Origin of the sequence: Vibrio salilacus (assembly GCF_002811245.1) — a bacterium.
Lineage (GTDB): Bacteria > Pseudomonadota > Gammaproteobacteria > Enterobacterales > Vibrionaceae > Vibrio > Vibrio salilacus.
Genome location: NZ_NIVQ01000003.1, coordinates 186,689 through 200,464 on the forward strand (window position 1 = coordinate 186,689; position 13,776 = coordinate 200,464).

Below are 13,776 nucleotides of genomic sequence, written 5' to 3' on the forward strand. Positions count from 1 at the left end.
CAAGATTATAAAAGGTCAGCAATCGCTGACCTTTTTTATGTCTAGTGTCTTTTAATACCAACCTCGACAGACAAGTTGGTACAAGTTGTAAATGGTCACGCTATGCCTGGTGAATTTAATCTGATAGAAAAATACTTTGTGGGTCGGCAAAAACAGCGCAAAGATGTCTTGCTTGCCGCCGGTGATGATTGCGCTTTAGTTAAGGTGCCTAACAACCTCTCTGTCGCCATTAGTACCGATACTTTGGTCGCCGGTACCCATTTTCTGAGTGACGCGAATCCGGCTTGGGTTGCGCACAAAGCCCTATGCTCCAACATCAGTGATCTTGCTGCGATGGGCGCAACGCCAGCTTGGGTATCGCTTGCCTTAACAATGCCGACACCCGATGAAACTTGGCTAGCACCATTTTGCGAGGCGTTCTTTGAATTGGCGGACTATTACGGTATTCAGTTGATTGGTGGAGACACCACCAAAGGGCCGCTGAGCGTCACGCTAACCGTACAAGGTTTGGTTGATGCGGACAAAGCGCTGCGTCGAGATGGTGCTCGCGTTGGCGATTGGGTCTATGTCACGGGCAATCTCGGTGACAGTAAAGCGGGGTTAGATGTCATCTTAGACCCCCAACGCCGCAGTACACCGTTTGCCGCAGAGCTTGAACAACGTCATTATTTATCCACCCCAAGAGTATTGGCAGGACAAGCATTGCTTAATCTGGCTAGTTCAGCGATTGATATCTCGGACGGTTTGATTTCCGACATTAAGCATATCGCCAAGCGCTCAGGGGTTGGAGTAAGTCTTGACGTTAGCACGCTTCCTGTTTCTAATGAGTTGGTTCAGTTTTTAGGTTGTATGACCAAAGCGCAACAATACGCATTAACCAGCGGGGAAGAGTATGAGCTTTGCTTTACACTCCCAGAGCAGAACAAAGGTTCCATCGAAAGTGCGTTGGCGCATTGTGGCGTTAAGGCGACCTGTATTGGGCAAATTCGCCCATACGGTACTTTTGAACTGCATAATAAAGGTCAAGCGATAGATTGGTCTTTAAGCGGTTATGATCACTTTACTCAGCAGTAGTTCATTATGACAAATCCATTATCACTCATCTCATTAAAAAATCCCTGGCATATACTCGCGACTGGCTTTGGTAGTGGATTGTCACCGATTATTCCTGGCACTATGGGCACGTTAGCCGCAATCCCTTTCTATTTACTGTTAGTTCAACTGCCGCTCTCTTGGTATCTGGTGGCTGTGGTGGTTGCATCACTGTTCGGCATTAAAATATGTCAGGTTACCTCGGATGATATGGGCGTACACGATCACGGTAGCATCGTGTGGGACGAATTTGCTGGTTTTTGGATTGCGATGCTAGTGGTGCCATTATTCAATTTGAATCCGATGGATTGGAAGTGGTTAGTGACGGGATTTGTCTTGTTCCGTTTTTTCGATATGGTGAAACCGTGGCCGATTGGTTGGCTAGATAAGCGCGTCCACGGTGGCTTAGGTATTATGATCGATGATATTGTTGCTGGTGTGATGGCGGGCATAGTGCTTTATTTCGTCGGACAATACGCAGGTTGGCTTTAACCTTTAATGACCAACGCAATCGACACAAATCAAAAGGGTTGACACTGTTACGTCAACCCTTAATCATTATTTCACTTCTATTTAAGTTTCGCTAAATCTGATTCAATTTCAGCAATTTTGCTCAAGACCACTTTTTCTAAATGACGTAAATCAGAGAGGATTTTTTTCTTGACGTCTGTTTCTGTTGGTTTCTCTGGCTTAGTGAGCTTGTTCAGTTCGTCGATCACTAGGGTAAGATTACGGTTTATTTCCGTGACCTCTTTGTATTGATGACTGCCACTATCGACGAGAACATTCTTAATCTGGCGGGGATATTTAAATTTGACGCTTTTCGCAAACAACTCACCTTTTTGTTTGTGAAAATATATCTTTAACACATCCTTGTGCGCTTCTTGACGAAGGGAATAGCGCTCAATTTGTTTAGGATCGTGAATACCTAAACCTGTGAGGTGTGGATACATAGGCTACCTCTATTGTGTTGTAGTAATATTCTCAGGCTCAACCGGCCAGAGAATAACCAATCAATTATTAATGTAGCAGTCTATGATCGTGGTAGACAGTGCTTTTTCAAGCAAGTTAATAACTTGTGCTCTTGATCGCCTAAGGTGCTAGTTCCGCAACGTTTTTTATCAGTTTTTCGCACAGCTCAAGCTGTTCCTCTTCCGTTAGCTTGCCGCCATTTTGACTGGTGATAATGAACAAATCTTCGGCACGTTCACCAATGGTAGTAATCTTTGCTGCGTGCAAGTGGATATTGAGCTGAGCAAAGGTGGCGCCAACCGTTGCCAGTAAACCTGGCGTATCAAGGGCGACGAACTCAAGTAAGGTACGTTTCTTACTTTTAGTTGGTAGGAAGTCGACTTTGGTCTTTACCTTGAAATGTTGCAAATTTCGCGGAATACGGCGCGTTTTAATTTTGGTTGGTCGGCCATCTTCTAATACATGAGTGAGATGTTTGATCACGGCTTTGTGGCGACTTTCATCAATGACTTCGCCATGTTGATCGAGCACCATAAAGGTATCGAGTACATAACCGTCTTTGCTAGTCATGACCTGCGCATCGTGAACGTTTAAGTTTCGGCGATCGAGCTCGGCAACCACAGACGCAAACAGCGCGGGTTGATCTTTGCTGTAGACAAATACTTCTGTGCCGCCACGGGTCGCTTTCTTGGAAATGAGCACCAATGGCTGCGCGTGATCTTGATGGCGCAGTAGATTGCCACAGTGCCAGGCGATCTGTTTGTGGGTATGTCGCAAGAAGTAGTCGGCCTTAAAACGTTGCCACAACACCTCAATCTCGCGGGCATTGAAGCCTTCTTTACGCAGCTGAGCTGAAGCCAGTTGCTGGTTATGACGAATGCGATCACGCACATCGACCGGGTTCTCTAACCCTCGACGCAGTGCCCGCTGGGTTGAATAAAACAGCTCGGCGAGCAGGGTGCGTTTCCAACTGTTCCATAGCTCTGGGTTGGTGGCACAAATATCCGCCACGGTTAGGCAGACCAAGTATTCAAGATACTCTTCATCGCGAACTTGTTTGGCAAATTCGGTGATCACTTCAGGATCATAGATATCACGTCGCTGGGCGGTCACGGACATCAAAAGGTGGTGGCGCACTAGCCAAGAGACCAATTTCGCCTCAGGTTTTGATAATCCGTGCTCAAGACAAAAATCATACGCTTCGGTTTCACCAATGATCGAGTGATCGCCGCCGCGCCCTTTGCCGATATCGTGGAAGATTGCCGCGATGATCAATAGCTCTTTTTTCTGTAAGCGCGGGTAGATTTCGCAGCAAATTGGGTGTTTATCGTGATTGCTGGCGTAGCCGAACGTATTGATGTGCTTCAGTAAACGGACACTGTGTTCGTCAACGGTATAAACATGAAATAAGTCGAACTGCATTTGGCCAACAATTTGACTCCATTGAGGCAAGTAAGCAGCTAATACGCCAAGTTTGTGCATCAAACCAAACGCTTTATGCAGCGCATTTGGGTGACGACAAAGGTCGAGAAACTTCTCCCGCGCTGCTGGAATGGTGTGTAAGAATTTGTTTAAACGTCGTCGAGCGGTGCGCAGTTGGCGCATGGTCGGTGGCGCAACCCCTTCAATAGTTGAGTCATTGGCAATGTGCAAAAACATATCCAAGATGGTTTCTGGACGAGCTTGAAACAGGGCTGGCTTACGCGCTTCAATCAGATGACCGCGACGAAGGAAATCATCACTGAGAATTTCAGGCTTCGCTTCCACACCGTTATCTAATATTGCTTGGTCAAACAACTTGAGCAGCATTTTATTGAGCTCAGCCACGCGGCGCAGCGTGCGGTAGAACTCCTTCATCATCATCTCAACGGCGCGGTTGCCTTCGCCGACATAGCCTAGACTCTCTGCCACTTGCGCTTGATGGGCAAACGTCAGGCGGTTGTCGTAGCGTTTAAGTTCGATATGCAGTGCGAAACGCACCCGCCATAAGAAGTCTTGGCATTCGACCAATTCACGGTATTCGGCATCGGTTAAAAAACCGTAATGGCTCATTTCGAATAGAGAGGTCGCACCAAAGTGGCGTCGAGCCACCCAACTTAAGGTATGGATGTCACGCAGACCTCCGGGCGTCGATTTGATGTCGGGCTCAAGGTTATAAGTGGTGTCGTGATAGCGCGCATGACGGTTGCGTTGCTCTTGGACTTTGGCTTTGTAGAACACTTCACTTGGCCAAAAGGATTCGGAATGAATCACCATTTGGAGCTGATGAAAGGTATCTTCACAACCGCAGAGTAAGCGCGATTCTTGCAAGTTGGTTGCGACGGTTAAATCGTCTCTGCCAATCGCGGCACACTCTTCAACGCTGCGTACAGCATGACCGACTTCAAGTCGCAGATCCCACAATAGGGTGATAAATTCACTGACTTTACTGGATAATGACTCTGGCAGACCTTGGCGTGAGACAATTAAAATGTCGATATCCGACAGAGGGTGTAATTCTCCTCGGCCATAACCGCCCACGGCGACCAAACTAAGGTTAGGCAGTGAGGAAAAACCAAAATGTTGCCATAGCCGATTGAGGAGTAAGTCGATATATTCAGCGCGTCCGAGCACCAAATCGGTGACGGGATGGTGAGCGAGAAACTCTTGCTTTTGAACGTCAGCAAACTTTTCCAATTGTTGTTTCAGTTGACTAATAACGATTTGTTGATCTGAGAGTGTCAGTGGTGATTGTAAAGGCATACAGCGAATCCATGCAAAATAGTCCTGTTACGAACTAATCTATCAAAGTGCGTTACCAAGCTAAATAGCTCAACCCATTTTGTGGTTGTTTTACTGTCGTGCACTTGGTCGACCGATAAAAAATATCCCCGCCAGAGCGAGGATATGGAATGATATAAATGATTAGGTGTTATTCATTAGGCGTGGAATGGTGTCATCGCTGCGTAGCGTCAGCACCTCACAGCCATCACGAGTTACGACGATAGTGTGCTCGTATTGCGCAGATTTTTTACCGTCACCGGTGTAGACCGTCCAGTCATCTTCTGCATCAACCGTAACCCCAAACTTACCAGCATTGATCATTGGCTCAATGGTGAAACACATGCCTTCTTTTAATACACGGCGATCGCTGTTTTTGTAGTGAACGATTTGCGGTTCTTCATGGAATTCATTGCCAATACCATGACCACAGAAATCTTTGACAATCGAGAACTTGTTACGTGGGTTCTTTTTGTTGTTCTCTTTGATGTATTTTTCAATCGCACTACCAATGTCGCCAACAGTTGCCCCAGGTTTGACTTTACGCATTCCCACGTAAAGGGCTTCTTGAGTCACCATGCACAGACGTTTATCTGCAGCTGAAACATCACCGACCAAGAACATTTTAGACGTGTCGCCGTGGTAGCCTTCTGGACGTACGCTTAGGTCGACCCCTTCTTCATTGGGGACAATTACGGTAATGTCGACATTGATGATGTCGCCACTTTTCAATACGGCAGGTTTGAGTTGACCATTACTTCCCACTTCGTCTTGCTGGGCTGGAATGCCGTGACAGACAATATGGTTAATCGACGTACAGATAGATTTAGGAAATCCATGATAATCAAGCGGAGCCGAATAGGCGCCTTTTTCGATCCCGTAATCGTGACAGATTTGGTTTAACTCATCTGTCGTCACACCCTCTTTGATGTGTGGTTCGATCATTTCTAGGATTTCAGCGGCCAACGCGCCCGCGGTTCGCATACGTTCGATTTCTTCAGCTGTTTTAATCTTGATTGACATTGGCTTTCTCTACTTAGCTCTTTATACCTCTTGGTACGAATGGCCGCATTCTAACAGGAAGAGGACATAATGAGAATTATTCTTCATCGACACCTTGTACGCAAAAGGGGTAAAAGCGTTCAGTTGCGGTTTTTTTTCTAGCCATAGTGGGTCAAAATATGGTATAAAGCGCGCCGGAAATGTGGTCTGTTGTCTCTAGTGAAATTCTATTTTATTGGCGAAGCCGATTACTTCCAACTAACTTATATCTTTAAATCACACACATTCCGTCACATATTCCGGGGTGCTGGGCAGAAGCCTAGTCGGAGTTATGGGGGATGTGGAGGCCTAACCCCAATAGAGGATTTTAAAATGGCAACTGTATCAATGCGCGATATGCTTAAAGCTGGTGTTCACTTCGGTCACCAGACTCGTTACTGGAACCCAAAAATGAAGCCATTCATCTTTGGCGCTCGTAACAAAGTTCATATCATCAACCTAGAAAAAACTGTACCAATGTTCAACGACTCTCTAGCTGAACTAGCTAAAGTAGGCGAGAAGAAAGGTAAGGTTCTATTCGTAGGTACTAAACGCGCTGCATCTGAAGCTGTTAAAGAAGCTGCTATCGCAAGCAACCAGTACTATGTTAACAACCGCTGGTTAGGCGGCATGCTAACAAACTACAAAACAGTTCGTCAGTCAATCAAGCGTCTAAAAGAACTTGAAGCTCAATCTCAAGACGGTACTTTTGATAAACTAACTAAGAAAGAAGCTCTAATGCGTACTCGCGAAATGGAGAAGCTAGAGAAATCTCTTGGTGGTATCAAAGATATGAGCGGCCTACCAGACGCTCTATTCGTAATCGATGCTGATCACGAACACATTGCGATTAAAGAAGCGAACAACCTAGGTATCCCAGTATACGCTGTGGTAGATACTAACTCTAACCCAGACGGCGTTGACTACATCATCCCAGGTAACGACGACGCGATCCGTGCGGTACAGCTATACCTTAACGCTGCTGCTCAAGCGGTAACTGAAGGTCGTAATAAAGATGTTGCTGTAGCGGCTGAAAAAGACGGTTTCGTAGAAGCTGAATAATAGCTGGCTCCAAGTCACACTTAGTTTATGTGCCATCTAATTGTCGCATTAACTAAGTTATAGTTATCAACAGGGGCCGACATTATTGGCCCCTGTTTTTTACCAAATTCTGAATCAACTGAGGAATAGAGAATGGCTGTTACTGCTGCTCTAGTTAAAGAACTGCGCGACCGCACTGGCGCAGGCATGATGGAATGTAAGAAAGCGCTAGTTGAAACTAACGGCGACGTTGAACTAGCAATCGAAAACATGCGTAAATCAGGCGCTGCTAAAGCTGCTAAGAAAGCAGGTAACGTTGCTGCTGAAGGCGCAATCATCATCAAAGAAGAGAACGGCGTTGCTGTACTTCTTGAAGTGAACTGTCAAACAGACTTCGTTGCTAAAGACGCAAACTTCACTGCATTTGCAGACAAAGTTGCTGCTGAAGCACTAGCAACGAAAGCGACTTCTGAAGAGCTACAAGCTAAATTCGAAGACGAGCGTGTTGCTCTTGTGACTAAGATTGGTGAAAACATCAACATCCGTCGCGTACAGTACGTTGAAGGCGCAGCGATTGCTTCTTACCGTCACGGTGAGAAAATCGGTGTTGTTGTTGCTGGTGAAGGTGATGCTGAAACGCTTAAGCACGTTGCTATGCACGTTGCTGCTTCTCGTCCAGATTACGTAAACCCAGAAGATGTACCAGCTGACGTTGTCGAAAAAGAGAAAGCGGTTCAAGTTGAAATCGCAATGAACGAAGGCAAGCCTGCAGAAATCGCTGAGAAGATGGTTGTTGGCCGCATGAAGAAGTTCACTGGCGAAGTTTCTCTAACAGGTCAAGCGTTCGTTATGGAACCTAAGAAGACGGTTGGTGAAATTCTAAAAGAACGCGGTGCTTCAGTTGCTACATTCGTTCGCCTAGAAGTAGGTGAAGGCATTGAAAAAGCGGAAGGCATGAGTTTCGCTGAAGAAGTAGCAGCAGCTCAAAAAGGTTAATCCTGAGCAAGCGCACAAAGTTTAGACCGTAGCCAAGGCTGCGGTCTTTTTATGACTAACGATGAAGTGTCTAGCGGTGATGGATGCAGACTATAAGAGTCTTTATCCATGACTGTTAATCAACAACTCTCTTTTGGAAGGTAAACTCCATGACTACGAACCCTAAACCAGCATATCAACGTATTCTGTTAAAACTGAGTGGTGAAGCTCTCCAAGGTGAGGAAGGTTTTGGTATCGATCCAGCGGTCCTTGACCGAATGGGCCAAGAAATAAAAGAACTGGTTGAACTGGGTGTTCAGGTCGGTGTGGTTATCGGCGGCGGTAACTTGTTCCGTGGCGCCGGTTTGGCAGAAGCGGGTATGAACCGCGTTGTTGGTGATCACATGGGGATGCTGGCGACAGTAATGAATGGCCTAGCGATGCGCGACACATTGCACCGTGCTTATGTCAATGCGCGAGTAATGTCTGCCATCCCATTAAAAGGTGTGTGTGATGATTATAATTGGGCCGATGCGATTCGTGAACTTCGTCAAGGCCGCGTGGTGATCTTCTCTGCAGGTACTGGTAACCCATTTTTCACGACCGATTCTGCTGCTTGTTTGCGCGGTATCGAAATTGAAGCTGACGTCGTTCTAAAAGCGACAAAAGTAGATGGCGTATTTAGCGCAGACCCTGTAGCAAACCCAGACGCAGAACTGTATGATAAGCTTTCATACGATACAGTGCTTGAAAAAGAACTGAAAGTAATGGATTTGGCTGCATTTACATTGGCTCGTGACCACAAAATGCCAATTCGTGTATTCAATATGAATAAACCAGGCGCACTACGTCGCGTGGTAATGGGTGAAGCAGAAGGCACGCTAATCAGCGACGCAGAGTAATTCCAATCGCCGCAGCATGGGGTGGACTTTTGCTGCGGTATTGCCTTTTGAAGACTCCAAGTTAGGCTTTCTTCAAGAAAGATTTACACATTAAGGTGATATTGTGATTAACGAAATCAAAAAAGACGCTCAAGAGCGCATGGATAAAAGCGTTGAAGCGCTAAAAAACAACCTTTCTAAAATTCGTACTGGCCGTGCGCATCCAAGCCTACTTGCTGGTATCAACGTAGAGTACTACGGTGCAGCGACACCGCTAAACCAAATTGCGAACGTTGTTGCTGAAGATGCACGCACTCTTGCTATCACCGTATTCGATAAAGAGCTGACGCAAAAAGTTGAAAAAGCGATCATGATGTCAGATCTTGGTCTAAACCCAATGTCAGCAGGCACGGTTATTCGCGTACCACTACCACCACTAACGGAAGAGCGTCGTAAAGATCTAGTGAAAATTGTCCGTGGTGAAGCAGAGGGCGGTCGTGTTGCGATTCGTAACATTCGCCGTGATGCGAACGGTGAGCTTAAAGCACTACTAAAAGACAAAGAAATCTCTGAAGATGAGGATCGCAAAGGTCAAGAAGAGATTCAAAAACTAACGGACGCTGCGGTTAAACAAGTCGATGACGTTCTCGCTGCGAAAGAAAAAGAGTTGATGGAAGTCTGATTTATCCACAAACTTTTCGCTTTTAAAGCGCTGTGCTCGCAGTACAGCGCTTTTTTATGCTACTCTCTGTCCCCTGCTGATTACCAATCAACGTCTTATGCAAAATTCACAACTCTCCCCTGAATTACTTCCACAACATATTGCAATCATCATGGATGGCAACGGCCGTTGGGCAAAAGCACAAGGTAAACCCCGTGTTTTTGGTCATAAAAATGGTGTTGCTGCGGTGCGCAAAACAATTTCAACTTCAGCGAAACTGGGGGTTAAAGCGGTCACTCTGTTTGCTTTTAGCAGCGAGAACTGGCGCCGACCGGAAGAAGAAGTTGGGGTGTTGATGGAGCTGTTTATCAGCGTACTATCAACCGAAGTTAAGAAACTGCATAAGAATAACCTACGTCTGCGAGTGATTGGTGATACGTCACGATTTAGTCAACGTCTACAAAAGAAAATTGCTCAAGCTGAGGCATTGACTCAAACCAACAGTGGTATGGTCATTAATATTGCGGCGAATTACGGTGGTAAGTGGGATATCATGCAAGCAACAAAAGCTATTTCAGCTAAGGTTGTCGCAGGTGAATTGCAGACTGATGAGATCACTGAAGATCTGATTAGCCAACACCTGACAATGGCAGATTTACCTGAAGTTGATTTAATGATTCGAACCAGCGGTGAATGTCGCATTAGCAATTTTATGCTTTGGCAAATGGCGTACGCAGAAATGTACTTTACGCCTATCTATTGGCCTGAGTTCGATGAAAACAGCTTAATCGAAGCAGTGACTTGGTTTGTTAATCGAGAGCGACGTTTTGGTTGCACCGGTGAACAAGTTAAGGCACTGATGGAAAGCGAATAAAGGATCAAAGTTTGAAACAACGAATTATAACGGCGCTTATCCTTGCTCCTCTGGTGATTTTAGGAATTTTCAAGCTCTCTTTACCCCTCTTTATCCTTGCCGTTGCGGCGGTAACGTTAATTGGCTTTTGGGAGTGGACTCAGTTTGTCAATGCATCTTCACGTACGATAGCGCTTATACCGGCGGTGGTCATAGGAGCCGCGAGCCTGTGGTTTGTCCCTTTTGATGCCATCAGTTTAAACCTTCTTAGTGGCAGTCATTATGCCATTTTAACGCTTGGCTGCGTCTGGTGGTTAGTCGCCAGTGGGCTTGCTATCACTTATCCTAAATCCTCATCGCTTTGGCAACACTCGAATTTACTGCGCCACATTTTTGGTCTTCTGACCCTATTGCCTTTTTTCTGGAGTGTTCTTTTGTTGCGCGCTGAAGGTATTGATCTTGAACCTTATCACGGCGCTAAGCTAGTGCTGTATGTGTGCCTGATTGTCTGGGCAGCAGATAGTGGTGCTTATTTTGCTGGAAAGAGCTTGGGCAAACACAAAATGGCGCCTCACGTCAGCCCAAATAAGACCATTGAAGGGCTCATCGGTGGAATTATCACTGCGATTATTGTCGGCTGGGCGATGGCTGAGTGGTTTGAAATTCAATTTTCAAGCGTATGGGCTATGGTGCTTATCACCTTAGTCACCGTGGTGATCTCAGTGTTGGGTGATTTGGTTGAAAGCATGTTTAAACGCGCATCAGGCATCAAAGATAGTAGCAATATTATCCCAGGGCATGGTGGTGTGTTGGATCGCATTGACAGTTTAACCGCTGCCTTCCCGGTTTTTGCGTTCTTGTACTTTATCTCTTAAGGTGAGTTTAGGTTTGTCCTGCTCATACATTGGTTCTTGCTATGCGTAAGTTAACGATTCTTGGTGCAACTGGCTCTATCGGAGCTAGTACGCTTAAAGTCATCGAACAGAATCCTACTAAATTCTCTATTTTTGCGCTCGTTGCAGGGCAAAATGTCGACAAAATGCGTGAACTTTGCCAAAAGTGGCTGCCTGAATATGCGGTAATGGCGAGTGATATTGCAGCCCAGCGCCTTAAAGCACAGTTGACAGAGCTTAACATCAACACCCAAGTAATGTCGGGGGTTGAAGCGATGTGTCAGGTGTCATCAATGGATGAGGTAGACACTGTGATGGCGGCGATTGTCGGCGCGGCAGGGCTGTTACCGACTATGGCGGCGGTAAAGTCTGGTAAGCGGGTGCTATTAGCGAATAAAGAAGCATTAGTCATGTCTGGTCAGCTGTTTATCGATGCAGTGGAACACTATGGTGCTGAACTATTGCCAGTTGACAGTGAACACAACGCTATTTTTCAGTGTCTACCGAATGAGATTCAAACCAATTTGGGTCGCTGCTCTTTAACTGAGCACGGTATCTCGCATATCCTCCTCACCGGCTCTGGTGGCCCATTTCGTTACAGCGATATTGAGTCGCTCAGCCGTGTGACTCCAGAGCAAGCGATTGCACATCCCAATTGGTCGATGGGGCCTAAAATATCGGTTGATTCCGCGACCATGATGAACAAAGGTCTTGAGTATATTGAGGCTAAGTGGCTTTTTAATACCGAACGAGAGCAGCTTAAGGTCTTGATTCATCCCCAATCTGTTATTCATTCAATGGTTCAGTATCGCGATGGCTCCGTACTGGCGCAAATGGGGGAACCTGATATGGCGACGCCGATCGCGTTAACACTTTCCTATCCGCAGCGAGTGGACGCAGGCGTTGCACCTCTCGACTTTACCAAAGTCGGTGAACTGAGCTTTTTAGAGCCTGATTTTCAGCGTTATCCTTGTCTGAAGTTGGCAATGGATGCCTGTTACGAAGGTCAGCATGCCACGACGGCACTCAATGCAGCTAACGAGATAGCGGTCGAGGCGTTCTTAAATCGAAGACTGCGTTTTACCGATATCGCATTGGTTAATCAACAAGTGGCGGATAAAGTCTGCGCGACTTACACCCCATCATCATGTCGTGACTTGGAAAGCATACTCGAGCTCGATAGAATGGCGAGAGGACTTGCCAGCAACTTCGTAAGTGAGCGTCAGTTATGAGCGGTATTATTTGGAACTTTGCTTCATTCGTTGTCGCCTTGGGTATTTTGGTCGCGGTGCATGAATTTGGTCATTTTTGGGTCGCCCGTCGTTGTGGTGTCAAAGTTGAAAAATTTTCAATTGGCTTTGGTAAGTCGATTTGGAGCCGAGTCGCAAAAGACGGCACCGAATACAGCTTGTCTGTCATCCCTTTAGGTGGCTATGTCAAAATGCTCGATAGTCGAGTTGATGACGTGGCGGAGCAAGATAAACACACCACCTTCGATGCTAAACCGTTATGGAAGCGTACGTCGATCGTCGCAGCTGGGCCTCTGTTCAACTTCCTATTTGCAATTTTTGCTTATTGGTTAGTTTTTTTGATAGGCGTGCCTGCGGTAAAACCGGTGGTAGGACAGATCACACCGGCTTCGATAGCGGCTGAATCTGGCCTGCAATCTGGAATGGAACTAAAAGCGGTTTCCGGCGTCCAAACTGCGGATTGGGAATCGGTGAATATGGGGCTTATCTCCCACATCGGCGATAGGGAACTGACATTAACAGTGGTTCCGGTTGATGGCATCGGCATTGAAGAAACCATGCGTTTGGACTTAACCAACTGGAACTTTGATCCCGAAAAAGAGTCTGCAATGTCAGCGCTCGGCTTCATGCCTTATACGCCAGAGATCACGGCAAGGCTTACCAACGTGTCACAAGATAGTGCTGGCGCTAAAGCCGGCCTGCAGGTTGGTGACTTACTGGTTAAGCTAGATGGGGTAGACGTAACGTCTTGGCAGCAGGTGGTTGAAAAAATTCAACAAAGCCCGAATACGCCGGTTAACATAACGGTTGAACGAGCAAGCCAAACGTTGTTATTAACGTTGATTCCGGATAGTCGAGATTTATCGGATGGTCGTGTTATCGGTTTTGCAGGAATCGCTCCTGCTGTCGCAGAATGGCCAGAAAACTATCGCTTTGAATTACAATATGGTGTAGTTGAATCAGTCGGAAAAGCGGTAGAGAAAACGGGTAAGGTGATCAATCTTACCGTCAGTATGTTGAAGAAACTCATTGTTGGGGATGTAGGGCTGAATAACCTGAGTGGTCCTATTTCCATCGCGAAAGGAGCGGGTACAACTGCCGATTATGGCTTAGTTTACTTCTTAGGCTTCTTAGCTCTGATTAGTGTTAACTTAGGGATTATTAACCTTGTACCGTTGCCAATGTTGGACGGTGGGCATCTATTGTTTTTTGCCATTGAGGCTGTAATAAAGCGTCCTGTACCTGAAAAGGTTCAGGAAATGGGCTACCGCGTGGGCGGGGCAATTATCTTCTCACTCATGATTGTGGCAATTTTCAATGATTTTGCTCGCTTGTAACAGAGCAATAGGTTGAAGTA

At 46.2% G+C, this 13,776-nt stretch carries 13 protein-coding genes; 10 read left to right on the plus strand and 3 right to left on the minus strand.

Annotated features, from left to right (window positions below):
• Positions 1 to 102: 102 nt before the first annotated feature.
• Complete coding sequence (gene thiL / locus CDZ87_RS03455; RefSeq protein WP_100752182.1) at positions 103 to 1,074, plus strand: thiamine-phosphate kinase; 972 nt, start codon at positions 103 to 105, stop codon at positions 1,072 to 1,074.
• Between the two features lie 6 nt (positions 1,075 to 1,080).
• Positions 1,081 to 1,584 (plus strand): phosphatidylglycerophosphatase A, encoded by a 504-nt coding sequence (gene pgpA / locus CDZ87_RS03460; protein WP_100752183.1) that lies wholly within the window; start codon positions 1,081 to 1,083, stop codon positions 1,582 to 1,584.
• 77 nt (positions 1,585 to 1,661) lie between these two features.
• Here the strand turns inward: pgpA and CDZ87_RS03465 are convergent, their stop codons facing one another.
• The 3 genes from CDZ87_RS03465 to map form a co-directional block, all read right to left on the minus strand.
• Positions 1,662 to 2,045, minus strand: a complete 384-nt coding sequence (locus CDZ87_RS03465; RefSeq protein WP_100752184.1) for a DUF3461 family protein — start codon at positions 2,043 to 2,045, stop codon at positions 1,662 to 1,664.
• Between the two features lie 139 nt (positions 2,046 to 2,184).
• Positions 2,185 to 4,806, minus strand: coding sequence for a bifunctional uridylyltransferase/uridylyl-removing protein GlnD (gene glnD / locus CDZ87_RS03470; RefSeq protein ID WP_100752185.1), 2,622 nt, complete (start codon positions 4,804 to 4,806; stop codon positions 2,185 to 2,187).
• A 162-nt stretch (positions 4,807 to 4,968) separates the two neighbouring features.
• Positions 4,969 to 5,847: a type I methionyl aminopeptidase gene (gene map / locus CDZ87_RS03475; RefSeq protein ID WP_100752186.1), complete on the minus strand. Its 879-nt coding sequence runs from the start codon at positions 5,845 to 5,847 to the stop codon at positions 4,969 to 4,971.
• A gap of 351 nt (positions 5,848 to 6,198) precedes the next feature.
• Between map and rpsB the strand changes: the two genes are divergently transcribed.
• The 8 genes from rpsB (at position 6,199) to rseP (ending at position 13,756) form a co-directional block, all read left to right on the plus strand.
• Positions 6,199 to 6,927, plus strand: coding sequence for a 30S ribosomal protein S2 (gene rpsB, locus CDZ87_RS03480; RefSeq protein WP_100752187.1), 729 nt, complete (start codon positions 6,199 to 6,201; stop codon positions 6,925 to 6,927).
• Between the two features lie 132 nt (positions 6,928 to 7,059).
• Positions 7,060 to 7,902 (plus strand): translation elongation factor Ts, encoded by an 843-nt coding sequence (tsf, locus tag CDZ87_RS03485; RefSeq protein WP_100752188.1) that lies wholly within the window; start codon positions 7,060 to 7,062, stop codon positions 7,900 to 7,902.
• Positions 7,903 to 8,051: 149 nt separating this feature from the next.
• Complete coding sequence (gene pyrH / locus CDZ87_RS03490; protein WP_100752189.1) at positions 8,052 to 8,783, plus strand: UMP kinase; 732 nt, start codon at positions 8,052 to 8,054, stop codon at positions 8,781 to 8,783.
• Positions 8,784 to 8,886: 103 nt separating this feature from the next.
• Positions 8,887 to 9,444, plus strand: coding sequence for a ribosome recycling factor (gene frr / locus CDZ87_RS03495; protein ID WP_100752190.1), 558 nt, complete (start codon positions 8,887 to 8,889; stop codon positions 9,442 to 9,444).
• Positions 9,445 to 9,541: 97 nt separating this feature from the next.
• On the plus strand, positions 9,542 to 10,297 hold the full coding sequence (locus tag CDZ87_RS03500) for an undecaprenyl pyrophosphate synthase (protein ID WP_100752191.1): 756 nt from the start codon (positions 9,542 to 9,544) through the stop codon (positions 10,295 to 10,297).
• Between the two features lie 11 nt (positions 10,298 to 10,308).
• A complete protein-coding gene (locus CDZ87_RS03505) occupies positions 10,309 to 11,151 on the plus strand; it encodes a phosphatidate cytidylyltransferase (protein ID WP_100752192.1) in 843 nt (280 codons plus the stop codon).
• Positions 11,152 to 11,192: 41 nt separating this feature from the next.
• On the plus strand, positions 11,193 to 12,401 hold the full coding sequence (ispC, locus tag CDZ87_RS03510) for a 1-deoxy-D-xylulose-5-phosphate reductoisomerase (protein ID WP_100752193.1): 1,209 nt from the start codon (positions 11,193 to 11,195) through the stop codon (positions 12,399 to 12,401).
• Positions 12,398 to 13,756: a sigma E protease regulator RseP gene (gene rseP / locus CDZ87_RS03515; protein ID WP_100752194.1), complete on the plus strand. Its 1,359-nt coding sequence runs from the start codon at positions 12,398 to 12,400 to the stop codon at positions 13,754 to 13,756. Before ispC ends, rseP begins: the two co-directional genes overlap by 4 nt.
• Positions 13,757 to 13,776: the final 20 nt, after the last annotated feature.